The following is a 22,313-nucleotide window of genomic DNA, read 5'->3' on the forward strand; positions in this document are numbered from 1 at the left end:
CGTTTACTCATTGCAGGATCCGGCGATCAATCTCAGCGAGCAACCGTTCCGCTTGCTCCGTCGTCTGCTGCAACGTTTGTTTGCCGCGATTCAGTGTCAACACCAATTTTCCGTCCTCTTGTCCCATCCCGAGACCACGCCCGATCGGAACCGTCCATTTGACGAAATCAGCGACATCAAGCGACTGAGTCGTTTGTGCCGAAAGGACGATTTCGATTTTCGGATCCGTCTGTTTGACACGTTCGATCCGTGCCCGCTCTGCAAAAATCCGCATCCGCGTCAACTGAATCAACCGGGCGACTTCGACCGGGAATTCCCCGAACCGTTCCAACATCTCGGACTCGAGCGACTCGAGACTTTCCGGTGTGTCCACATACTTCAATCGTTTATAGAATTCAATTTTCAATTCGGAGTCGGCCATATAATGGCTTGGGATGTAGGCATCCAGGCTGAACGTAAAGTCCGGTACGAATTTTTGGACTCTCCGTTTTCCTTTCATCCGCTCTTTGCGTTCTTCGACCGCTTCCGACAGCATTTGCGAATACAAATCAAATCCGACGGAATCGATGAAGCCTGATTGTTGCGATCCGAGCAAGTTCCCTGCCCCGCGAATCGATAAGTCGCGCATCGCGATTTTAAAACCACTGCCCAGTTCCGTAAACTCCTTGATCGCCTGCAGACGGCTTTCCGCAACCTCGGTCAACCGTTTTTGTGGACGGTATGTGAAGTAGGAATAGGCGACCCGGCTGGACCGACCGACACGTCCCCGCAATTGATACAACTGGGAGAGCCCCATTTGATCCGCATCGTTGACAATCAACGTATTGACGTTCGGAATATCGATGCCGGTCTCGATGATCGTCGTACTGACCAAGACGTCGGCGTCCCCTTCGAAGAAGGTAATGAGCTGACTTTCGAGTTCACTTTCCGTCATGCGGCCATGAGCCGTCACGACACGTGCTTCCGGAACGAGTGCCCGGATTTCCTCTGCTTTTCGTTCGATCCCTTCGACCCGGTTGTAGAGGAAAAAGGCTTGTCCGCCGCGACCAAGCTCACGCTCCAACGCTTCCCGCATGACGATTCCGTCATATTCCATCACATACGTTTGAACCGGATAGCGGTTTTCCGGTGGTGTCTCAAGCACCGACAAATCCCGAATACCGATCATCGACATATGCAGCGTCCGTGGAATCGGTGTCGCCGTTAAGGTCAGGACATCGACATTCGTTTTCAGCTGTTTCAGTCGTTCTTTATGCTTCACTCCGAAGCGTTGTTCTTCATCGATGATCAGCAAGCCGATATCGGCAAACTGAACATCTTTGGATAAGACACGGTGTGTGCCGACGACGACATCCACCGTTCCTTCCTTCAATCCTTTTTTCGTCGCTTTTAGCTCTGCCGCCGAGCGGAAACGGCTCATGACGGACACGTTGATCGGCCAGTCACTGAACCGTTCGAGCATCGTTTCGTAATGCTGTTGCGCAAGGACGGTAGTCGGGACAAGCAAGGCGACTTGTTTGCCGGCCATGACGGCTTTGAAGGCCGCCCGGATCGCGACTTCCGTTTTTCCGTAACCGACATCGCCGCACAACAGGCGGTCCATCGGACGGGAACGTTCCATGTCTTTTTTGATTTCTTCGATCGACCGCAACTGATCGACCGTCTCTTCGTATGGGAATGAGGCTTCGAATGCCTGCGTGCTGTCATCATCTTCCGGAAAAGCAAATCCGACCGCTGCTTCGCGTGCCGCATACAATTTGATCAGCTCATCCGCGATGTCTTCGACGGATTTCTGGACTTTCGCTTTGACCTTTTTCCATTCCATTCCGCCCAGCTTGTAGATTTTCGGTTCTTTGCCTTCAGCCCCGACATATTTTTGGATCAAATCAATCTGGTCGACCGGGACGTACAACGAGTCCTCTCCGGCATAGATCAGATGCAGGTAATCTTGGTGGTTCCCCGCGACATCAATCGTCTTAATCCCGTGGTACCGTCCAATTCCGTGATGAATGTGGACGACATAGTCACCGGTTTTTAATTCCTGATAACTTTTGATCCGTTCGGCATTCGTCAGTTTGGTCGTTTGTTTGCGTCGCCGTGCCGGTTGTTTAAAGACTTCTTCTTCCGTGATGACGACGAGGCGTGCATTTGTCATCTCGAATCCGCCGTGGATGCCGCCGATCAGAATTGATGGATGCCCGCGGCGAATATCGTCTTCCGTCGTATGCAACGAGGCTTCGACCCCATAATCGGATAATGTCTGCCGCATCCGTTCGGCCCGTTCGCGGTTACTCGCTAAAAAGACCATCCACATATCCGCGCGACCGTACCGATCGACCTCTTGCTTCAGACGCTCCATTTGACCGTGGAACGGGGCAATCGGTTTGATGCTGAAATGAATGGCAGCACTCTCCGGAACACCGCTCCGGCGTGTCGGGAGCAAGGACAGATACAGCAGTTGCCGTTGCTGAAACACCTTCATCATCGGAACGGCTAACGTGTACTCACTGACACTCTGTCCCCGTTCGATCAAGGAAGCCATCCATTCCGCTTCTTCCGTATCCTGGACTTCCGCTGCTTCTTCGATCCGGGCAATTTCATCGACGATCAAGACGGCATCTTTAATGTCGTCGAGTAACGTCGTTTGATAAAGCATTGGTGCATATTTCGCAAGCTGTTTTGGTCGCTCGCCGCTTTCAAGCACTTCGACATCGTAGGCGATGCCTTCTTCGAGCGCCGCCAAGACTTCCGTACTTTGGACCCGTTCCTTTGTCACGTCATACAACCGGCGCAACTGTTCCCCGGCGGTCCGCAACCCTTCACCGGTCGCAAAATGTTCGGCAGCAGGCGGTACTAACGCTTCCGCGATGACACCAAGCGAACGCTGTGTTTCCGCGTCGAATGTATAGATCGAATCCACTTCTTCATCAAACAAGTCCAACCGGTACGGACGTTCCACCGTCAACGGATACAAATCAATGATGCTTCCGCGCACCGCAAATTCGCCCGGCGTCGTGACCGTAGCGGTCCGTTCGTATCCGGCATCAACCAATTCTTGAATAAAATCCGGAATCGACAAGATATCGCCGGGTTTAATCCGTTTCGTATGCCCCAAAAAATCGGACGCTGTCGGGACGTACCGTCTCAGACCAACGAGCGGAATGATCAGTATTCCGTCATCCGTCGTCAGGAGACGATGCCTCGTCTCGATGCGTGTCGCCCGGAGTTCCGGGCTCGCGCCGTAAGACAGTTCGGCCGCGAGTGTCTCGTCGACCGGATACAACATCACGTCTTGTTCCGGGACCAATTCAATCAGATCATCGTACAATTTTTGGGCTTGGAACATATTGTGCGTCACGATGACGAACCGTTTTTTTGTTTCCTGATAAATACCCGCGACGAACAGGGCTTTCCCGCTGTTCATCAGTCCTGTGATCAGTTGGGCATTAACGCCGTCACGGAACCGTTCCCGGACGGTTTTAATCTCCGGAATACCGAGTAACAGATTTTGTAGTTGTTTCATACTTTCCCTCCTAGGACGACAGCAAAAACGCTTTGGATGTCCAAAGCGTTTTGTTCAGTTATAACGATTCATCAACGCCAAAAACGGCGTATCGATAAAATCGGTTGCGATATGAACCGAATCAGATAACACATGTTGCAACGTCACCTGTTCTGATTTTGCGAACGGCATCAAGACCCAGTCGATGACTTGGATCGGTGCCGGTGGCCGGCCGACGCCTAATTTTAATCGTTTAATGTCTTGTGTACCGAGATGTTGGATCAACGATTTGACGCCGTTATGTCCTCCGGCACTCCCTTTTGAACGCAAACGCATTTTCTCGAGTGGCAAATCCAGATCATCATAGATGACAAGAACGTCTTCGACCGCAATTTTATAAAAATCGAGTAACGGACGGACCGCTTCACCCGACAAGTTCATATACGTCAATGGTTTAACGAGGACCACGCGCTCCCCTTTAATCATTCCCGTTCCGAAGACCGCTTTAAACTTCGACTCGGTTAATTTTATTCCGTGTTCCTTGGCCAGTGCATCGATTGCCAAAAAACCGATATTATGGCGTGTATTAGCGTACTTGGCGCCTGGATTGCCTAAACCGACGATACATTTCATACCGTCACCTCCTCTGCTTTCTCCTGCCGGATCCTTCAATCCGTCAGATGGTGGAAAAACAACAACGCACAAGGGTCCGATTTCTAAAAACCGGACCTTGGCGTTCATATCTGTTTGAAATCAGCTGAAGAGCGGGCTGATTGATTTTTGCTCATGGACACGGATGATTGCTTCTGCAAGCAAACGTGCGACAGAGATTTGTTTGATTTTGCTTGCGCATTCACGTTTCGTCAAATCAATTGTGTTCAAGACGACGAGTTCTTCAATCGCCGAGTTTTCGATCCGTTCCATCGCAGGACCCGACAGAACCGGGTGTGTACAGCAGGCATACACTTGCTTCGCCCCGTTTTCAATCAAAGCGTTGGCAGCGAGTGTGATCGTTCCTGCTGTATCGATGATGTCATCGATGATGATCGCGATTTTTCCGTCGACTTGGCCAACGATGTTCATGACTTCCGCCACGTTTGGTTTTGGACGACGCTTATCGATGATCGCGATTGGTGCTTTTAATTGTTCCGCTAATTTACGTGCCCGTGTCACACCGCCATGGTCTGGAGAAACAATGACGAGTTCGTTCGGGTCGATGTTCTTCTTCTCGAAGTAAGAAGCAAGCAAGGGAACACCCATTAATTGATCTACTGGAATATCGAAGAAACCTTGGATTTGAGCTGCATGGAGATCCATCGTCACGACGCGTGTCGCACCGGCAACTTCAAGCAAGTTCGCAACAAGCTTCGCTGTGATCGGCTCACGTGAACGTGCTTTACGGTCTTGACGCGCGTAGCCGTAATACGGAATAACGACGTTGATCGTCCGTGCGGAAGCTCGTTTTAACGCATCGATCATGATGAGCAACTCCATCAGGTTTTCATTGACCGGTTGGCTTGTCGATTGAATGATGTAAATATCATCCCCCCGGACACTTTCTTCGATGTTCATTGAAATTTCGCCGTCACTGAAGTGTTTGACTGAACTTTCGCTGACCGGAATCCCGATGACTTTAGCGATTTCCTCTGCCAGTGGTTTGTTCGAGTTAAGGGCGAAAATACGAATTTCATGTTCTAAGACAGTAGACATGGTTAGGTGGCCTCCATTTGTTTGGGTTTAGACGAGTAGAGCGACAGGTAATGAACGAATAAAATTAACGGTAATCGGGTTTGGTCGTCTGACGCTCACGTGCGATTGCCAGTCCGTTTTCCGGAACATCATCCGTAACGGTCGATCCTGCTGCGACAAGCGCATTTTTACCGACAGTGACCGGTGCGATCAAGTTGACGTTGCAGCCGATGAAGGCATCGTCTTCGATGACCGTCTGGAATTTATTTGTTCCATCGTAGTTGACAGTGATCGAACCGCATCCTAAGTTGACGTTTTTGCCGATTGTGGCATCGCCGACGTAACTTAAGTGGGCAGACTTGCTGCCTTCTCCGAACGTTGATTTCTTCACTTCAACGAAGTTTCCGATGCGCGTGTTGGCACCAAGTACGGCTTGTTGACGCAGATGGGCAAATGGACCGACTTGTGCGGCTGCTCCAATTTGACTGTCCGTCACAACCGATTGGCGGACGACGGCATGATCCGCGACTTCACTGTCCCGAATATCCGAGTTGGGTCCGATGATGCATTCAGAACCGATCGTTGTTTTTCCGAGCAATTGTGTCCCCGGGTACAAGACTGTATCCGAACCGATCACGACGTCCGGTCCGATGTACGTTGAAGAGGGATCAACAAACGTGACGCCTTGACGCATCCAATGCTCATTTGTCCGCTTGCGCATCGATGTTTCCGCCTGCGCGAGCGCAACACGGTCATTGACACCAATCGTTTCTTCAAATGTCGGTGCAGCATACGCAGCGATCGTTTCGCCGTCTGCTTTTGCGATTTCGATGACGTCCGGTAAATAATATTCACCTTGTACGTTATCATTTTTGACTTGTTTTAAAGCCGCAAACAACATCTCGTTATCAAACACGTACGTTCCGGTGTTGATTTCTGTGATTGCCAGTTCTTGTTCGTTCGCATCCTTATGCTCGACGATTTTCGAGACGTTTCCGTCCTCGCCGCGAACGATGCGACCGTAGCCTGTGGCGTCATCTGCATGTGCGGTTAGGACCGTCACTTTTGCGCCCGTCTCCGCATGATGCTGCAAGAGTGACTCAAGCGTTGTGCTCGTCAGGAGTGGCGTATCTCCACATACGACGAGTGTCGAGCCTGTTTCGTTCCCAAGTACAGGTTCTGCCATTTGAACAGCATGACCCGTGCCAAGCTGCTCGCTTTGAAGTGCATATTCCACCGATGTGCCGAGCACTTCTTTTACAGACTCTGCACCGTGACCGACAATAACGACTTGACGTGTGACACCAAGTGTCGTCAACTGATCAACGACATGTTGTACCATAGGCTTCCCAGCTACTGGGTGAAGTACTTTGTAGAGCTTTGATTTCATCCGAGTGCCTTTACCCGCTGCTAGAATTACCGCGAAATGATTCATCCTTGTCGCTCCTCCATGTAAATTAGTGTTGATTTCTTTCTGAAATAGTCCACTCGTTCCCACTATAACGAAAATGGCGCACCGAATCAATGACGGGACGGGTCGGAAGTCATGAAAAAGCACAAAAAAAGACAGGTTCTCCCATGAACGGAAACCTGTCTATTGAATTACGATCGATCGGTCGCTTCAAGTGGCGTCAACTCAAGCTCTGACGTTTCAGCATTTTCCTCACGAACCGCGTATGCTTCTAATACTGAATCTTCGACCTTTTTTCGCATTAATGCATTGATTGGATGGGCGACATCACGAAAGATGCCTTCCTGTGTCCGTTTGCTTGGCATCGCGACGAAAAGACCGCTGTTCCCTTCGATCACGCGTAAATCATGGACCACAAATTCGTGGTCGAGCGTAATCGAGGCAAGTGCTTTCATTCGACCCTCTGCTACGACGCGACGAATCTTGACGTCGGTGACATTCATTTTGTCCGCACCCCTTTTTATAACCGTTGTCACAACTCTTCGTTGTCTACTTCTACTTACGGCTTAAAACATTCAAAGGTTTAGCTTTTGCCAATCTTTTTACGCATAATTTCCAAAAGTTTGATAATTACAGTATAGTTACAAAAAAATCGTGTGTCAAATTCAGGTATTGTCACCATCTGTGAAATACTGGTCGACATTTCCGCGCTTCACTTGGATTTGTCCAAGATCCACGTCGACGTCCGCAAGCTTCATCAGACTGACGTACTCATTGACCATCTTCTTCTCGGCACCTTCTGCTTCAATCAGCACACCGACACCCGCGACGTTCGCTTCAAACTCACTGAGCAGACTCATCATGCCGCGAATCGTTCCGCCGGCTTTCATGAAGTCATCAATCAGCAGGACATTGGCACCACGGGGAAGACTCCGCCGTGCCAGCGCCATCGTCCGAATCGCTTTTGACGAGCCGGAAACATAATTGATGCTGACGGTTGATCCTTCCGTCACCCGGCTGTCCGAGCGGACGATCACAAACGGAACACCCAGCTGTTCGGCGACTGCGTACGCAAGCGGAATCCCTTTCGTCGCGATCGTCATGACCACGTCGACCTTCTTCTGACTGAAGACAGAGGCGAAGACTTGCCCCATCTGTTTGACCATCCGCGGATCCCCGAGCAAGTCCGTCAGATATAAGTATCCGCCCGGCAACAAACGGTCCGGTCGTGCCACCCGTTCACATAACTCATCGATAAACGGTAACGCCTTCGCACTGCTCCACGTCGGAATGAACATGACGCCTCCAGCTGCCCCGGGAACGGTGACGAGTCGACCTGTCCCCTCATGCTCTAACATTTCACTGACAATATCTAAATCTTCACTGATCGAAGATTTCGCAGATTTATAACGTTCCGCGAATATCGTCAATGAGACCAGATGATGCGGATGGTCCAGCAGGTAACGTGTCATGTCTACGAGCCGACCGCTTCTCCGAATTTTCATCTAAATTGTTCCACCTCTCCGTAATTCCGAATATTCACTAGTGAATATATCATTTTCATACGGAAACTATCAATGGTTTTCCCCTAAAAGACGAACGACGTAGACTTCGTTGCAAAAACCTCGTAATCCGTTATAGAGCCGTTGTGCCCGATTCTCATGTTCCGTCAAAGCGAAGACAGTTGGTCCGCTCCCGCTCATCAGGACGCCTTCCGCGCCGCAACTCGTCATGAATGCTTTAATCTGTTCGACTTCCGGATGCATCGGTAAGGTCACCGATTCAAGAACATTGCCCAGCGCATCACAAATCGCCGTGAAGTCCTGATTTTTGACTGCTTCGATCATCGCCTCGACATCCGGGCGCTCGGCCGTTTTTAAATCCAGTGCCCCGTACACGTCTGCCGTCGAGACACCGATTGTCGGTTTCGCGAGGACGACCCAGCACGGCGGAGGAGACACGAGTTTCTCCAGTTTCTCACCACGTCCGGTCGCGATCGCTGTCCCGCCCATGACACAGAAGGGAACATCGGAACCAACTTCCGCTCCGATTTCCGCCAGTTGTTCAAGCGTTAAGTCGAGCTTCCACAATTCGTTCAGCCCACGCAGCGTCGCTGCCGCATCACTCGAGCCGCCCGCTAATCCGGCTGCGACCGGAATGTGTTTTTCAAGGTAGATCTCGACCCCGCTCTTGATATCAAACCGCTCTTTCAAGACCGCTGCCGCCTTATACGCTAAGTTGCGTTCGTCGTTCGGCACATACGCATGTTGCGCATTCATCCGAATCTCACCAGAAGCTAGTTCCGTTAATTCGAGCCGGTCTGCCAAATCAACTGTCGTCATCACCATATGTACATCATGATAACCGTCCGGACGTTTCGCCGTCGCATCCAATACTAAATTGATTTTTGCTGGTGCTTTTACAATAATCGTCATCGTGCCGTTCCTCCTCTAGTACGTATCCTGTACGAATTGTATCAACCTTTGCACAAAAAAAGAAGCGAACATTTCTGTCCGCTTCGGAAGGTAAGTTTACGAATTCGCAAATTCGATTTGTACGGAGTCGGTTAATACGTCGGCATAGCTATAAGAAACTCGCTCGACATTGTGGCGCTCTGCGTCTAGCTTGACTACAAACACCGATGGATACGTCTCAACGAGCGTTCCGATTCGGGTTACGACCTTTTTACGACCGCCGCTTGCTTTTAGCGTCAGTCTTTCACCAACATGTGTTTCAAAAACATGTCTGATTTCGTTCAACGTCTTTGGCATACGCTTCACCTCACTAATATTTATTATAGCATATGAATTAAATATTAGAAAGGGCAAATATTATATCCGTTCTTTTGTCTACCGTCAACGTTTTTTAATCGGCAAAAGTGCGTCGGCCAGCTGTGCGAATTCCTGCAGACTGAGTGTCTCACCGCGACGGCGCGGATCGATTCCTGCTTCGTGCAACGCTGCCTCAACCGCCTCTTTCTCCGCTTTTCCGAAGTGACTGGATAAGTTATTCAAAATCGTCTTCCGACGTTGCGCGAAACTGGCACGCGTTACTTCAAAGAACAACTTCTCATCCAACGTCTTAACGGCCGGTTCCTTTCGGATGTTCAGACGGATGACAGCCGAATCGACGTTTGGCGCCGGAATGAACACGTGTTTTGGAACCGTGAAGCATACTTCCGCTTCCGCATAGTATTGAATGGCAATCGATAACGAGCCGTAGGCTTTTGTCCCCGGTTTCGCTCCGATTCGTTCCGCCACCTCTTTTTGAATCATCATGATCAATGTCCGGAACGGTGTCCGTGCTTCCAGAATCCGCATGATGATCGGCGTCGTCACATAGTATGGAAGGTTCGCGACGACCGCAAGATCGGTAATGCCTTGTTGCGTGAATTCCTGATCGACGATTGTCTCAAGATCGAGCTCAAGCGCATCACCGTGGATGACCTTGACGTGAGGATATGGTGCCAGTGAATCATCCAGGATTGGTAAAAGCCGTTGATCAATTTCAAGGGCTACGACCTTTTTCGCTTGTTTCGCAGATTGCTCCGTCAACGAGCCAATTCCGGGACCAATTTCGAGCACTCCGCTGTCCGGTGTTAAATTGGCGGCACCGACGATGTTCCCCAGTACATTTAAATCAATTAAAAAGTTTTGCCCTAACGACTTTTTGAAGGAAAATCCGTGTTTTGCCAAGATTTCCTTTGTCCGGTGCAATGTTGCAATGTCTTTCAATCCTGTTCCTCCTCTATCTGTCTCAAAGCATCTTCCCATTCTTGTTTCGTAATCCGAATCGACGCCACTCGTTTGACGAGTTGTTTCGCGTTCGGCTCTCCGATTGCCAGCACCTGTCCAAGCCGTTTGCGACGTTTCGAAGCAGCAGGTCCGCCAATCAAATCGGCTGCGAGAATCATGTCCCGCGTCACTTCCGCTTCCTGCTGTTCTTCTGTCTCATACACTGCGCTGAGGGCTCGTTCAATCGCCTGCGGTGACGCGTGTTCGACGCCGATTTTACCGCGTTTGTCTTTGGCATCCGCCCGTGGCAAATAAGCCTGTTTACATCCCGGAACCCGCTCGTTGATCCGTGCCCGGATCCGGTCCCCGGGGAAGTCCGGATCGGTAAAGACGATCACACCGCGCCGTTCGAGCGCTTTCGCGATGCGTTGCAACGTCTGTTCGTTGACAGCAGAACCGTTTGTTTCAATTGTATCGACATCGAATACTTCCTGTAACCGTGTCGTATCGTCCCGTCCTTCTACGACGATGACTTCTTTTAAGCGTTTCCGCATCGTTTCTTCTCCACCTTTTTCAAACACTTCCGTAATTGTACCTGTTTCCACAAAAAAAACAAGGAAGCGTCAACTGCCCGCTTCCGTCTCTGCTTCGTTCGGAATGACCCAAATCTGAATCGTTTTTCGGCCAAACTGTTTCGCTGTCGTTTCGCCGTCTACGAGAACATCGATTTTATTGCCTTTGATCGCACCACCGGTATCAAGCGCAATCGAAAGCCCGACTCCTTCGACATAAACTTTTGTGCCGAGCGGGATGACTTTCGGATCGACGGCGATGATCGGTAACCCTTGGTAGGTGATCGTATCCGTCACGTCGTAACCGGTTGCCGTCAAGGCACGTCCATCATACAACCGACTTCCGTTCGATGCCGGATCATTGGTGTAGGCTGTTGCTTCCACCATCAGGGTTTTCGCTTCTTTAAAATCCAAATCCGTTGCAGCTTGAGGTGCTTCCGCTAACGGCACTGTCGCTTTTTCCGTATCGAAGACCGGTGCCGGTGTGGCGGCAACCGCCTCGACGGGTTTTGTTCCGACTTTCACGACTTGTTTAACCGGTTGACTCGTCACATCATTCGCAATTAATTTCTTTTCTTTGCTCAGACCGTCCGCAAGCGTCAATTGATACTTTTGCGTCCGGATCCCGGGGCGTCCGGTTTTCGTCACTAACTGTTCGCCGACCGGCAGTGTATCGTCTTCAATCGTCTCGACCTCAAACGGTAACAGCTGTTCTTCCGTCAAAACAGCACGCCGCGTCGTATTGACCGTGACGAGCATATCTTTTTGGACCGTCGTCTCAAGACTCGGCAATACTTTATCTTCCGCTTGTAGCTTCACGCCCTGCATCGCCAACAGCTCCCGGACTGTCGTCTGATAGGTATAGATTTCCCGGGCTTTTCCTTCAACGATCAATTCGACCGGGAACGCTTCCCGGTACCGGACCGTCATCCCGGTCGTCAAGACCGCATCTTTTGCCGGATAAATGTCGTCGGTCTCCATTTGTTTGATGCCGCGTTCCTTCAATAGATCATCCACCCGCCGTGCTTGGGTTCTGACGGTTTGTGCTTCCCCGTACCCCATGATCAAGGTGACTTCTTTCGCCGGTTGAACGACAATCAAATCATTGTCCGGAAGATCGGCACTGAGCGCCGGCTCGATTTCATCCTGAGCGCGGACGGAAATCCCCGCTTCCTGCAACACGCCGTACACCGAAGTCTCAAGCGTCTCGACCTGTGTCTCGCGTCCATCCACCATGATCGTAACCGTACGGGGGTGATCCATCGACAGATACAATAGACTGGCGATCAGCAACAGCGTCGCGCCAATCGTCATATAAGCGACTGATCGAATCATGGAAGCCGGAAGACGCGTTTTGCGTTTTCAGTCGTCGCCTGTTCGATATCCGCATACATCATCCCGCGCAACTGTGCGATTTCTTCCGCAACGAATCGGACGTACGCCGGTTCGTTTCGTTTTCCGCGGTATGGAGTTGGTGTCAGGTACGGACAGTCCGTCTCGACGAGCAAACGATCGAGCGGCACTTCTTGCGCCACCCGTTTTGGTGTCTTCGCATTTTTAAACGTCACGGGTCCACCGAGTGAGATATAGAAGTTCATCGCCAGACAGCGCGGTAACAGTTCTGCGCTCATGCTGTAGCTGTGCAAAATCCCACCGACTTCCTTGGCGTCTTCTTCTTCGAGGATACGGAGTGTATCTTCCGTCGCCTCACGGTTGTGAATGACGATCGGTTTATTTTTTTGTTTCGCCAAGCGGATTTGTTTTCGAAACGCCTCTTCTTGAACATCCTTCGGTGATGTATCCCAGTGGTAATCCAGTCCGATTTCCCCTAGGGCGACGACTTTCGGATGATCCATCAACCGTTCGACTTTCTGATAGGCCGCCTCGTCGAAATCAATCGAATCAACAGGATGCCAGCCGATGACCGCATAAAGATCATCATAGTGCTCGACCAGTTCCATCGCCCGGTCAATCGTCTTATGATCAAATCCGACGACAATCATCGGTGACACGCCGTTTGCGCGTGCCCGTTCAATCGTTTCCTCGACGTCACCGTCGAATTGATCCGAATTTAAGTGTGTGTGTGTATCAATCAACATACCGTTCGACTCCCTCTTTCAAAAAAACGCCTGCGACATGAAGTCCACAGGCATCTGAATTATTTTACGCTTGCTCCGTTTGCCATCGTCGATGGGACCGTCGCTAGTTCAAGCTTACCTGATTTTTCAGCAGCCAGCACCATTCCTTGTGACAATTCTCCCCGTAATGTGACCGGTTTTAAATTGGCGACAACGATGACTTTCCGACCGACTAAATCTTCCGGCTCGTACCATTCAGCGATTCCAGAGACGATTTGACGTGTCTCTTTCCCCATATCAACGGTTAACTTCAACAATTTTTTTGCTTTTTTGATTTTTTCAGCCGTCACGACTTCTCCGACACGCAGTTCGATTTGATCGAAGACATCAATCGTCGTCTCCGGACGCTCGTCGGCATCGACCTCTTCTTCGACGGTCTCTTCTTCGACACGTGCAGCAGACGCTTGTTTCATCATCTCGACGATTGCCTCGACTTCTTCTTTCATGTCGCGACGCGGGAAGATCGGTTGGGCGACGCCCACTTTTGTTCCTTCCTCGATTGCTGCAAATTGTTCGAGGGCTGTCCAGTCCATCGGCTGTCCTTCAAGACCAAGCTGAAGGAACATTTCTTTTGGAGAACGTGTCATGAACGGTTGTAGCATGATCGCAACGTGGCGTAATGCGCCGACCAGATGGACCATCGAAGAAGCCAATTCGTTTGTTTTCGCTTCGTCTTTTGCAAGCACCCACGGCTGTGTTTCATCGATGTACTTGTTCGCCCGGCTGATCAATTGCCAGATGTGCGACAAAGCGACCGAGAATTCCATATGCTCCATTGATGCTTCGACTTTCTCGACCGTTTCTTTCGCAAGCGTCGACAATGTCTCATCAAACGGCGTGACATTTCCGACATAGGCCGGGATGACACCGTCGAAGTATTTTGTGATCATCGCAATCGTCCGGTTGAGTAAGTTACCGAGATCATTCGCAAGGTCAAAGTTCATCCGTTCGACGAATGCTTCTGGTGTGAACATCCCGTCTGATCCAAATGGTACTTCACGAAGCAGATAATAACGTAACGCATCGAGTCCATACCGATCGATCATTGGAATCGGATCGACGACGTTTCCTTTTGACTTCGACATCTTTCCATCCTTCATCAGTAACCAGCCGTGTGCAAAGACTTGCTTCGGAAGCGGCAGGTCAAGCGCCATCAGCAATGCCGGCCAAACGATTGTGTGGAAGCGGACGATTTCTTTTCCGACCAGATGAACATCCGCCGGCCAGTATTTATCGAAGTTTCCTTGATCATCCGTCCCGTAACCAAGTGATGAGATGTAGTTCGTCAACGCATCGACCCAGACGTAGACAACGTGTTTCGGGTTCGACGGTACTTTAACGCCCCAATCAAATGTTGTCCGGGAGACCGCAAGATCCTGAAGACCTGGTTTAATGAAGTTGTTGATCATCTCATGTTTCCGCGATTCCGGTAGGATGAACGATGGGTTCGCTTCATAGTACTCGACTAAACGATCCGCGTATTGGCTGATTCGGAAGAAGTAACACTCTTCCCGAACGAGTTCGACCGGATGACCGCTGTCCGGGCTTTTGCCGTCAACGAGTTGTGACTCGGTGTAATACGTTTCGTCCGGAACGGAATACCATCCTTCATATTCGCCGAGATAGATGTCCCCTTTTTCGAGTAACGTCTCAAACACACGTTCCACGACTTCCTTGTGACGCGGTTCTGTCGTCCGGATATAGTCGTCATACGAGATATCCAGGCGATCCCACAAGACTTTGATCTGTTCAACGACGCCGTCGACAAACTCTTGTTCCGACACGCCGGCTTCTTTTGCTTTTTCCTGAATTTTTTGTCCGTGCTCATCTGTTCCTGTTAAGTAACGAACATCAAATCCTTGAAGGCGTTTATAACGCGCCATCGCGTCTCCCGCGACCGTCGTGTATGCATGACCGATATGTAGCTTTGCGCTAGGATAATAAATCGGTGTCGTGATATAAAATGTTTTTGCCATGATATTCCTCCGTTCTGTATTTCATTTCATTATTATACGCTGTTCTGCCGTCTGTGTCGAAACTCGTTTTTTGTCGAATCGAAACATTTTTTGACATCAGACATCAAATTACAGAAAAACACACTCAATAGTTTCATTTCCTTTAAAAAGGGAAAAACTATTAATAAATCGTTTCAGATATGGTTTTTTTGAGAAATAAATGACATTTTGATTTCAAGCTATTCAGATTGGTTGACTACTTTTGGAAAGTTTAGTATTCTACATTCTATAGAAGTGATGTCGAATTTTGACGATTTTCCAAAAAAAAAGAGAACCTAGACATCAGAGGAGGAACAACAAAATGAAATCAACAGGTATTGTACGTAAAGTAGACGAGCTCGGTCGAGTAGTTATTCCAATTGAACTTCGTCGGACTCTTCAAATCGCAGAGAAGGATGCACTCGAGATTTATGTCGACAACGAGCAGATCATCCTTAAAAAATACAAACCAAACATGACTTGCCAAGTAACAGGCGAAGTATCAGAAGATAACTTCAAATTGGCAGACGGTAAATTGATTCTCTCTCCAGACGGCGCACAACGTGTCCTCGTTGAGTTAAAAGATTTCCTCGATCGTCATTACGCAGGAAACGAATAAGCCAAAAGAAGCGATTCCAAACGGAGTCGCTTCTTTTTTTAGGATTCATGATAACGGAGGTACAGTTCCTGACGATCAAGTCCCCGCTCCTTGGCCACTCGTTTCAAGGCAGCATTCGGTTTTTCCCCTTGTTCGATGTACCGTTCGATTTGTTGCAGCGGATCGGCTTCTTGCGCGATTTCAGTCGGTCGCTCCTCGGTTGATCCTTCGACGATGACGACAAACTCGCCGCGGACGTCTTCTCCCGCCCATTCGAGGGCTTCCGTCACTGATCCACGGATGTATTCTTCATACCGTTTCGTCAGTTCCCGGGCTAACGTCAGCTGACGGTCACCGAGTACGTCACGTAAGGCCCCCAGCATCTCTTTTAAACGATGGGGTGCTTCATAGAAGATCAGAGTACCGCTTTCATACCGAACCGTTTCCAGTGCCTCCCGGCGCTCTTTTTTCTTACGCGGTAAAAATCCGTAATAGAGAAACCGTTCCGTCGCAAGACCGGATGCGACAAGTGCCGTCAAAGCTGCATTCGCTCCGGGTAAGACAATGACCGGTACATCGGCGTCGATCGCCGAGCGAATCAAATCACTGCCCGGGTCGGAAATGCCCGGCATCCCGGCGTCCGAGACGAGTGCGACTTGTTTGCCGTCCTGCAAGTCCGCGAGCAAACGTGCTCCGCTGACCTGTTTATTGTGTTCATGGTAACTGACGAGTTTCGTCTCAATCTCAAAATGATTAAAGAGTTTCATCGTTTGTCGTGTATCTTCCGCCGCGACGAGATCCGACTCTTGTAAAATCCGGACAGCCCGGTACGTCATGTCTTCTAAGTTTCCGATCGGCGTCGGAACGATGTACAGTCCCGCCGTTTGTCCTTTAAAGCTGCTGGTTGCTTTCATGCGATGTCATCCCTCCTTGAATGAGTTGTTCCTTTTTGGTCCGTGTCAGTTGTTTGATTGCATACTCTCGTTTCAAGGCGTCTGACTTCGTCGTGAATGTTTCGGTGTATTCGAGCACGACCGGCAGTCTGGCCCGGGTGTATTTTGCCCCTTGTCCGGCATTATGTGTCGCCAACCGCTTTTCAACATCGACGGCATACCCGGTATAGAGACTGCCGTCCCGACAACGGACGATATAGACGGCGTGGTGCTCAGACATCGAACTGGTTCCGCATCTGCTCGGTGTACGTATCATCCTGCTCATAAACGATGAACGGGGGCAATACTTTCAACCCCGGTTTGGCGTCTTTGATGCCTTCAATCAACAGCATGTTGGCTTCTTTGCCCTCTTTCGGATAAATCAGTTGCATCCGCTTCGGTTCAAGCCGGTACTGACGCATCAAGGTCACGATGTCGAGCAGACGCTCCGGGCGATGAACAAATGCCGTTTTCCCGCCTTGCTTCAGGAGATCGGCGGCCGACCGGATACAGTCTTCCAGCGTACATAAGACTTCGTGCCGGGCAATCGTATAATGTTCACTCTGGTTCCGGTTCGAGGATTCGTTGGCCAAGAAGTATGGCGGGTTACACGTGACGGCATCGTACAGCCCGTATCCCAACTGTTTTCCTGCTTTCTTGACATCTCCTTCGATCATCTTCAACTGGTCCTGTTTTTCGTTAAACGCGATGCTGCGCCGTGCCATGTCGACCAGACGCGGTTGAATTTCAAGACCTGTGATCGTCCCTTTGGTCCGGTACGATAAAAATAACGGAATGGCTCCGTTGCCGGCGCAAAGATCCACTAATTTCCCTTGTTGGATCGGTACCCAGGCGAATTGTGCGAGTAACGCGGCATCAAGCGAATATGAAAATACGCTGGGACTTTGAATGATGTGCCCTTCTTTTCCAAGCAGATGATCAAGTCGCTCATCTGATAGTAGTTCAGCCATACAGTTCTTCCTTTCTGAAAAAAAGACTGACTCCTAGGAAGTCAGCCTCTCAATGTTTCGTTAACATGGACAAGCAGAACAGACAGTCTCCGTCTTTACGGACTTGACCATAATGCAGGTTACAAATATGGAACCCTTCTTGATAGAGCCGTCCTAAATTGTCATAACCGGCTCCAACCCCGGCTTCCGCTTCCGCTTCTTCCGTGATCGGTTGTTGTTCATCACGCTCCACTTTCTCACGGAGGTGGTGATTCTCAAGATAAAGGTGTTGATTCTCCTCCATCATATAAGCAAGCTGATCTTTTAACACGCTCAGATGCTCCGTCAGCAAGTGAATCTGTTGCTCGATCGCATCGACACGCGTAATGATTTCTTTTTTATCGACTCTCTCCACGCGTATGCACCCCGTCATTCTTTTGGTCGTTTTTGTTTTACGGCACCGACGGACAGTAATTCCTCCATCGAGTATGTGAGGACCCGGGAACGGTCTTTTAATTCGATTTGGACGATTTGATCGAGGATATTCAGACCAACGACTCGTCCTTCCCCTTCAGGAACGGTCAGACGTTTTCCGTAATCCGGCAAATCGCGTCGCATTTCTTCGTACGTGTCATTTTCGTATTTGAGACAACACATCAAACGACCGCACACACCAGAAATCTTGGTTGGATTTAAGGAAAGATTTTGATCTTTTGCCATCTTGATCGAGACGGGTTCAAATTCTCCTAAGAAAGAAGAACAACAGAGGACGCGGCCGCACGGACCGATTCCACCAAGCAACTTCGCTTCATCCCGTACGCCGATTTGACGTAATTCAATCCGGGTCCGGAAGACCGCAGCTAAATCTTTGACGAGTTCACGGAAGTCGACACGACCTTCCGCTGTGAAATAGAAAATGACTTTATTTCGATCAAATGTATATTCGACGTCGACTAATTTCATATCGAGCTTGTGCTCCCGAATTTTTTCGACGCAGACAGCGTGCGCATCAAACGCCGCCATTTTATTTTCACGGACAATCATCGCGTCTTTATCATCCGCGACGCGAAGAATCGATTTTAGCGGCAAGACCACATCATCTTCGTCCATTTGTTTATCGGCAATTACCACTTCACCATATTCAATGCCCCGCACTGTCTCAACGATGACGGATTGTCCTCGTGATAATGACTCTTGTCCAGGTGCAAAATAATAAATTTTGCCCGCTTCTTTAAAGCGAACGCCTACTACTTCTAGCATATCGCTCTACCCTTTCTGTAAGTCAAACATGAGACGCTCAACTGTTAATTGAGGATTAACATTTGCTTCGATCCGTTTAACGGCTGCGAGTACTGCCTGCAACCAACGTGTGATCGTCGTCTGACTTTTTCCACCCATCTGTTCAAGTAATGGTCGGCTGTTCGCATAGGTGATCATTTCCCATGACGGATTCAGTTTAAGATGCAGGACATCTTCAAAGAAACACGTCACCAGTTCCAGACCAATCCGCGCATCTTGCCGGTTTTTAAATTGAGTGATCCATTTCTCTTGGACGAACAGAGGTAAATCGGCCGGACGATTCGCTAATTCCTCCATCAATTGTAACACTGACACTCGCGCATTTACAAACCAGTCTTCGACCAATGCTTGCTCCGCATCCTCGATTTTCGGATAGACCCTTGCTGCGAGTTGGGTTAATTCGCTATCCCGTCCCGTTTTTTCGGATAAGACCTGTCCGATCAACAGGCGATCCGCCGGTCGAAAACTTAACAATTGACCGCGTGAACGAATCGTCGGTAACAACAACTGCGGCTGATTCGTGATTAAAATCGCCACTTTTCCCGCACCCGGTTCTTCAAAGAACTTCAATAAACTGTTCGCGGCTTGCGGCGTCATCTTATGCGATTGCGTCACGACGTAGATTTGGCGATCCCCTTCGAGACCACGCAACGACAGATCATGCATCAACTGCTGAATCTGTTCCTTCTTGATTGTCGCCCCATCCGGTTCGATTTGATAGTAGTCGACCAAGTTCCCACTGTCCATCCGGCGGCAACTCCGGCATGTTTGACACGGCTCGATTTGATCTTTTTTCTCACAAAACAGACTTTTGGCGAACAACTGAGCCGCCTCCAGAAGAAGCGGCTCATAGTCTCCGGTAAAGATATAAGCATGATTGATCCGATTGGTCCGTAACGAGTTTTGTAAAATGGTCGCGATGACCGATTGTGTTTGTTCTAGTTCATGGAATGTTTGCATCAGAATTGATGAAACCCTTCGATTGGCAAGACGAACACCGTCGCTCCACCGACCTGTACTTCAACAGGATAAGGGATATAGGAATCAGCATGACCGCCCATTGGGGAGATTGGCGAAACCATCTGTTCTCGGCTCGAACAATTCTTTTTAATCAGACGCATCAAGTCATCCAGGCGTTCACTCTGAACACCAATCATAAACGTCGTGTTTCCCTCTTTCAGGAATCCACCCGTCGTTGCAAGTTTTGTCGCCCGGAAATCATGTTCGACCAATGCTTCTGCTAAACGTAAGCTGTCTTTATCTTGAACAATCGTAATAACCATTTTCATGATAATCGCTCCCTTTTCTCTAGATAGGTCAGGACATCCTGACGCAAGATTTGTTGTAAGTCATCGATTGAGTGGTTGGCGTCCACCAGTTGAATGCGCTCCGGCTCCTGTTCGGCTAATGTCAAAAATCCTTCGTATACCCGTTGACGGAAGCCGTCATCTCGTTGCTCAATCCGGTCGAGCGCCCCCCGCTCCACCATCCGTCGTTTCGAATCCGCGACCGTCAAGTCAAACAGATAAGTCCGATCGGGTGTCAGACCGTTTGTAGCTTGCCGGTTGATTTCCTGCACCTGTTCAATGGAATAACCCAGTCCATACCCTTGATAGGCAATCGATGCATCGATGAACCGGTCGCATAACACGATTTTCCCGGCGGCAAGAGCCGGACGGATCAATTCATTGACATGTTGCGCGCGTGACGCTGCGTACAGTAGAATTTCGGTCATCTCATCCATCTCTTTAAAATCCGGATTCAAAATCAATGATCGAATTTCATTACCGATTCGTGTGCCGCCCGGTTCCCGCGTCATCACGATTTCATATCCTTCGGCTTTCAAATGATCTGCAAGTAGTTGTAATTGAGTCGTTTTTCCGGCGCCATCTGGCCCCTCTACGGTAATAAAAGTTCCTGTCATTCTGTAATTCCTTCCTGTATCACACGCAATTTTCCTTCATATAGAAGCTCCCCACCTTGGAGATGGACGGATGTGGTCATATACTGCTTCATCATTTCGATGTGTGCTTGCGTCACCCGTTCGCCCCGTAGTAAGAGTGGAACACCGGGGGGATAGGGAATGATCGTCTCAAGTGAAACAAAATCGACTGCCTCTTCAAAAGACCGTTCGACTGCCACGGTACGCTCCAGTTGATCGAGTGGACAAGCAAGTGATGATACCTTTATTTTACCCATAATAGGTTGTTCCATATACCTTTTATCGGGAATTCCTTCTGTTTTCATCATATCAAGTGCCTGTTTGATTTGTTCAATCCATGCATTTCGTTCGGATTCCGGTAAGAGGCGCAACGGTAAAATACAAACGACATGTTCTCCGAGAGCAAACTCTGTATCTATCCCCTGCTTGGCCAATGCTGCCAACACTTGATTCCCGGAATACCCGCGGCAGGAGACAATCATCCGCGACCAATCATCAAACGTAAATACGTCCAACTCAGTGTGTTGATTGAGTTGTTGGTGAAAGTGTTCATGGCTGTTCCGTATTTCCAACATCTGTTCAACCGTAAATTGTTGACGGTAATCGCGGGCAAAATCAAGTGAAGCCATCAGCAAGTAGGACGGACTGGAGGTTTGAAAGGCTTGAAGCGCACGTGTTAGCCGTCTTCGTTCGTCATCCGTGAAACGTTCATGGATCCACGCCCCCATCGTCAATGCAGGTAAGGTCTTATGGGCAGATTGAACAACGGCGGTTGCACCTAACTCAAAGGCAGAGCGAACTCCAAAAGCTTCCCCAAAATGTGCACCATGTGCTTCATCGACGAGTAAGGGTAACCCGTGCGACTTCGTCAATTGAACCCATTTATCAATTTCGGCGCTTTCTCCATAATAGGTGGGTGACGTCAAAAAGACTGCTACTCCTCCGGGATACAGTTTCAAGGCCTCTTCTAATGTTTCACGTGAAACATTTCCACTGATTCCTGTTGCATGGTAGTCCGGTTCCATTAAAACAGGCGATAACCCCAACCATTCCAACGCATTAAAAACAGACTTGTGTGAGTTCCGTTGCACATAGATCCGGTCTCCACGACTCGCAACTGCCGCTAACATCGCCCAATTTCCGACAGTCGATCCATTCACCAGAAAATGACTGTCCGAGGCATCATAGATTTGACGCAACAAAAGTTTTGCTTCGTAGATGGCTTCTTCAGGATGATGAAAATCATCCAAACCAGCCAACTCTGTTTTATCCCATTCTAAAAAAGAAGGTAAGCCGTTTAGTACTGTTCCGTTTTTATGACCGGGAACGTGCCAAGAAGTAGCTTTCCTTTCTACATGAGCATACAGTGCTTCAACAATCGGCATCCGACCTTTCATATCCGTACAGTCCTTTCTGATTTAAAGTACAAAAAAACCGACCTGCAGATGCAGATCGGTTTCTTCAATTGCCTGGCAACGTCCTATCCTCACAGGGGGAAGCCCCCAACTACTTTCGGCGTTCAAGTGCTTAACTTCCGTGTTCGGCATGGGAA

At 49.4% G+C, this 22,313-nt stretch carries 23 protein-coding genes; 1 reads left to right on the top strand and 22 read right to left on the bottom strand.

The features are described 5' to 3' along the window. Positions 1-7 precede the first annotated feature (7 nt). The 13 genes from mfd to metG all read right to left on the bottom strand — a co-directional run bounded on the left by mfd (position 8) and on the right by metG (position 15,022). Entirely contained in the window at positions 8-3,523 is a 3,516-nt protein-coding gene (mfd, locus tag P397_RS0100800; RefSeq protein WP_028105327.1) for a transcription-repair coupling factor, read from the bottom strand. 54 nt (positions 3,524-3,577) lie between these two features. Further along, positions 3,578-4,135: an aminoacyl-tRNA hydrolase gene (pth, locus tag P397_RS0100805; RefSeq protein WP_026831550.1), complete on the bottom strand. Its 558-nt coding sequence runs from the start codon at positions 4,133-4,135 to the stop codon at positions 3,578-3,580. A gap of 120 nt (positions 4,136-4,255) precedes the next feature. Further along, positions 4,256-5,212: a ribose-phosphate diphosphokinase gene (locus P397_RS0100810; protein ID WP_014969100.1), complete on the bottom strand. Its 957-nt coding sequence runs from the start codon at positions 5,210-5,212 to the stop codon at positions 4,256-4,258. Positions 5,213-5,276: 64 nt separating this feature from the next. Further along, positions 5,277-6,626, bottom strand: coding sequence for a bifunctional UDP-N-acetylglucosamine diphosphorylase/glucosamine-1-phosphate N-acetyltransferase GlmU (glmU, locus tag P397_RS0100815; protein ID WP_028105328.1), 1,350 nt, complete (start codon positions 6,624-6,626; stop codon positions 5,277-5,279). A gap of 167 nt (positions 6,627-6,793) precedes the next feature. Continuing rightward, a complete protein-coding gene (gene spoVG / locus P397_RS0100820) occupies positions 6,794-7,105 on the bottom strand; it encodes a septation regulator SpoVG (RefSeq protein ID WP_026831552.1) in 312 nt (103 codons plus the stop codon). Positions 7,106-7,267: 162 nt separating this feature from the next. Continuing rightward, positions 7,268-8,107 (bottom strand): pur operon repressor, encoded by an 840-nt coding sequence (purR, locus tag P397_RS0100825; protein ID WP_026831553.1) that lies wholly within the window; start codon positions 8,105-8,107, stop codon positions 7,268-7,270. Between the two features lie 69 nt (positions 8,108-8,176). Beyond that, positions 8,177-9,037: a 4-(cytidine 5'-diphospho)-2-C-methyl-D-erythritol kinase gene (gene ispE, locus P397_RS0100830; RefSeq protein WP_028105329.1), complete on the bottom strand. Its 861-nt coding sequence runs from the start codon at positions 9,035-9,037 to the stop codon at positions 8,177-8,179. A gap of 96 nt (positions 9,038-9,133) precedes the next feature. Beyond that, complete coding sequence (locus P397_RS0100835) at positions 9,134-9,373, bottom strand: Veg family protein (protein WP_012368950.1); 240 nt, start codon at positions 9,371-9,373, stop codon at positions 9,134-9,136. Positions 9,374-9,457: 84 nt separating this feature from the next. Continuing rightward, on the bottom strand, positions 9,458-10,336 hold the full coding sequence (rsmA, locus tag P397_RS0100840) for a 16S rRNA (adenine(1518)-N(6)/adenine(1519)-N(6))-dimethyltransferase RsmA (protein WP_026831555.1): 879 nt from the start codon (positions 10,334-10,336) through the stop codon (positions 9,458-9,460). After that, the gene (gene rnmV / locus P397_RS0100845) at positions 10,333-10,890 is read right to left on the bottom strand and encodes a ribonuclease M5 (protein ID WP_026831556.1); all 558 of its coding nucleotides are present in this window, start codon (positions 10,888-10,890) and stop codon (positions 10,333-10,335) included. The genes rsmA and rnmV overlap by 4 nt, the downstream gene beginning before the upstream one ends. A 69-nt stretch (positions 10,891-10,959) precedes the next feature. Then, positions 10,960-12,243, bottom strand: a complete 1,284-nt coding sequence (locus P397_RS0100850; RefSeq protein WP_028105330.1) for a 3D domain-containing protein — start codon at positions 12,241-12,243, stop codon at positions 10,960-10,962. After that, positions 12,240-13,007, bottom strand: coding sequence for a TatD family hydrolase (locus P397_RS0100855; RefSeq protein WP_026831558.1), 768 nt, complete (start codon positions 13,005-13,007; stop codon positions 12,240-12,242). Before P397_RS0100855 ends, P397_RS0100850 begins: the two co-directional genes overlap by 4 nt. A gap of 59 nt (positions 13,008-13,066) precedes the next feature. After that, entirely contained in the window at positions 13,067-15,022 is a 1,956-nt protein-coding gene (gene metG / locus P397_RS0100860) for a methionine--tRNA ligase (protein WP_028105331.1), read from the bottom strand. A 340-nt stretch (positions 15,023-15,362) separates the two neighbouring features. On the opposite strand from metG, the gene P397_RS0100865 reads away from it, so the two are divergent. Continuing rightward, entirely contained in the window at positions 15,363-15,659 is a 297-nt protein-coding gene (locus P397_RS0100865) for an AbrB/MazE/SpoVT family DNA-binding domain-containing protein (protein WP_012368944.1), read from the top strand. A gap of 38 nt (positions 15,660-15,697) precedes the next feature. Here the strand turns inward: P397_RS0100865 and rsmI are convergent, their stop codons facing one another. The 9 genes from rsmI to P397_RS0100910 are packed head-to-tail and all read right to left on the bottom strand — an operon-like array spanning position 15,698 to position 22,158. After that, complete coding sequence (rsmI, locus tag P397_RS0100870; RefSeq protein WP_028105332.1) at positions 15,698-16,552, bottom strand: 16S rRNA (cytidine(1402)-2'-O)-methyltransferase; 855 nt, start codon at positions 16,550-16,552, stop codon at positions 15,698-15,700. Beyond that, complete coding sequence (locus P397_RS0100875) at positions 16,530-16,811, bottom strand: GIY-YIG nuclease family protein (RefSeq protein WP_026831561.1); 282 nt, start codon at positions 16,809-16,811, stop codon at positions 16,530-16,532. Before P397_RS0100875 ends, rsmI begins: the two co-directional genes overlap by 23 nt. After that, complete coding sequence (locus P397_RS0100880; RefSeq protein ID WP_028105333.1) at positions 16,804-17,541, bottom strand: tRNA1(Val) (adenine(37)-N6)-methyltransferase; 738 nt, start codon at positions 17,539-17,541, stop codon at positions 16,804-16,806. Before P397_RS0100880 ends, P397_RS0100875 begins: the two co-directional genes overlap by 8 nt. Before the next feature lie 49 nt (positions 17,542-17,590). Continuing rightward, positions 17,591-17,953, bottom strand: a complete 363-nt coding sequence (gene yabA / locus P397_RS0100885) for a DNA replication initiation control protein YabA (protein ID WP_026831563.1) — start codon at positions 17,951-17,953, stop codon at positions 17,591-17,593. Further along, the gene (locus P397_RS0100890; RefSeq protein WP_026827009.1) at positions 17,950-18,780 is read right to left on the bottom strand and encodes a PSP1 domain-containing protein; all 831 of its coding nucleotides are present in this window, start codon (positions 18,778-18,780) and stop codon (positions 17,950-17,952) included. The genes yabA and P397_RS0100890 overlap by 4 nt, the downstream gene beginning before the upstream one ends. Positions 18,781-18,786: 6 nt before the next feature. Further along, positions 18,787-19,779, bottom strand: a complete 993-nt coding sequence (locus P397_RS0100895) for a DNA polymerase (protein ID WP_026831564.1) — start codon at positions 19,777-19,779, stop codon at positions 18,787-18,789. Continuing rightward, the gene (locus P397_RS0100900) at positions 19,779-20,108 is read right to left on the bottom strand and encodes a cyclic-di-AMP receptor (protein WP_012368937.1); all 330 of its coding nucleotides are present in this window, start codon (positions 20,106-20,108) and stop codon (positions 19,779-19,781) included. Before P397_RS0100900 ends, P397_RS0100895 begins: the two co-directional genes overlap by 1 nt. Next, a complete protein-coding gene (tmk, locus tag P397_RS0100905; protein WP_028105334.1) occupies positions 20,105-20,743 on the bottom strand; it encodes a dTMP kinase in 639 nt (212 codons plus the stop codon). The genes P397_RS0100900 and tmk overlap by 4 nt, the downstream gene beginning before the upstream one ends. Beyond that, entirely contained in the window at positions 20,740-22,158 is a 1,419-nt protein-coding gene (locus P397_RS0100910; RefSeq protein WP_235183939.1) for an aminotransferase class I/II-fold pyridoxal phosphate-dependent enzyme, read from the bottom strand. The genes tmk and P397_RS0100910 overlap by 4 nt, the downstream gene beginning before the upstream one ends. Positions 22,159-22,313: the final 155 nt, after the last annotated feature.

The sequence above is a fragment of the Exiguobacterium undae DSM 14481 genome (assembly GCF_000620805.1).
Lineage (GTDB): Bacteria > Bacillota > Bacilli > Exiguobacteriales > Exiguobacteriaceae > Exiguobacterium_A > Exiguobacterium_A undae.

Excerpts from the sequence above, each read along its gene's own strand:
- mfd (WP_028105327.1), bottom strand. The coding sequence starts at position 3,523 with ATGAAACAACTACAAAATCTGTTACTCGGTATTCCGGAGATTAAAACC.
- pth (WP_026831550.1), bottom strand. The coding sequence starts at position 4,135 with ATGAAATGTATCGTCGGTTTAGGCAATCCAGGCGCCAAGTACGCTAAT.
- P397_RS0100810 (WP_014969100.1), bottom strand. The coding sequence starts at position 5,212 with ATGTCTACTGTCTTAGAACATGAAATTCGTATTTTCGCCCTTAACTCG.
- glmU (WP_028105328.1), bottom strand. The coding sequence starts at position 6,626 with ATGAATCATTTCGCGGTAATTCTAGCAGCGGGTAAAGGCACTCGGATG.
- spoVG (WP_026831552.1), bottom strand. The coding sequence starts at position 7,105 with ATGAATGTCACCGACGTCAAGATTCGTCGCGTCGTAGCAGAGGGTCGA.
- purR (WP_026831553.1), bottom strand. The coding sequence starts at position 8,107 with ATGAAAATTCGGAGAAGCGGTCGGCTCGTAGACATGACACGTTACCTG.
- ispE (WP_028105329.1), bottom strand. The coding sequence starts at position 9,037 with ATGACGATTATTGTAAAAGCACCAGCAAAAATCAATTTAGTATTGGAT.
- P397_RS0100835 (WP_012368950.1), bottom strand. The coding sequence starts at position 9,373 with ATGCCAAAGACGTTGAACGAAATCAGACATGTTTTTGAAACACATGTT.
- rnmV (WP_026831556.1), bottom strand. The coding sequence starts at position 10,890 with ATGCGGAAACGCTTAAAAGAAGTCATCGTCGTAGAAGGACGGGACGAT.
- P397_RS0100850 (WP_028105330.1), bottom strand. The coding sequence starts at position 12,243 with ATGATTCGATCAGTCGCTTATATGACGATTGGCGCGACGCTGTTGCTG.
- P397_RS0100855 (WP_026831558.1), bottom strand. The coding sequence starts at position 13,007 with ATGTTGATTGATACACACACACACTTAAATTCGGATCAATTCGACGGT.
- metG (WP_028105331.1), bottom strand. The coding sequence starts at position 15,022 with ATGGCAAAAACATTTTATATCACGACACCGATTTATTATCCTAGCGCA.
- P397_RS0100865 (WP_012368944.1), top strand. The coding sequence starts at position 15,363 with ATGAAATCAACAGGTATTGTACGTAAAGTAGACGAGCTCGGTCGAGTA.
- rsmI (WP_028105332.1), bottom strand. The coding sequence starts at position 16,552 with ATGAAAGCAACCAGCAGCTTTAAAGGACAAACGGCGGGACTGTACATC.
- P397_RS0100875 (WP_026831561.1), bottom strand. The coding sequence starts at position 16,811 with ATGTCTGAGCACCACGCCGTCTATATCGTCCGTTGTCGGGACGGCAGT.
- P397_RS0100880 (WP_028105333.1), bottom strand. The coding sequence starts at position 17,541 with ATGGCTGAACTACTATCAGATGAGCGACTTGATCATCTGCTTGGAAAA.
- yabA (WP_026831563.1), bottom strand. The coding sequence starts at position 17,953 with ATGACGGGGTGCATACGCGTGGAGAGAGTCGATAAAAAAGAAATCATT.
- P397_RS0100890 (WP_026827009.1), bottom strand. The coding sequence starts at position 18,780 with ATGCTAGAAGTAGTAGGCGTTCGCTTTAAAGAAGCGGGCAAAATTTAT.
- P397_RS0100895 (WP_026831564.1), bottom strand. The coding sequence starts at position 19,779 with ATGCAAACATTCCATGAACTAGAACAAACACAATCGGTCATCGCGACC.
- P397_RS0100900 (WP_012368937.1), bottom strand. The coding sequence starts at position 20,108 with ATGAAAATGGTTATTACGATTGTTCAAGATAAAGACAGCTTACGTTTA.
- tmk (WP_028105334.1), bottom strand. The coding sequence starts at position 20,743 with ATGACAGGAACTTTTATTACCGTAGAGGGGCCAGATGGCGCCGGAAAA.
- P397_RS0100910 (WP_235183939.1), bottom strand. The coding sequence starts at position 22,158 with ATGAAAGGTCGGATGCCGATTGTTGAAGCACTGTATGCTCATGTAGAA.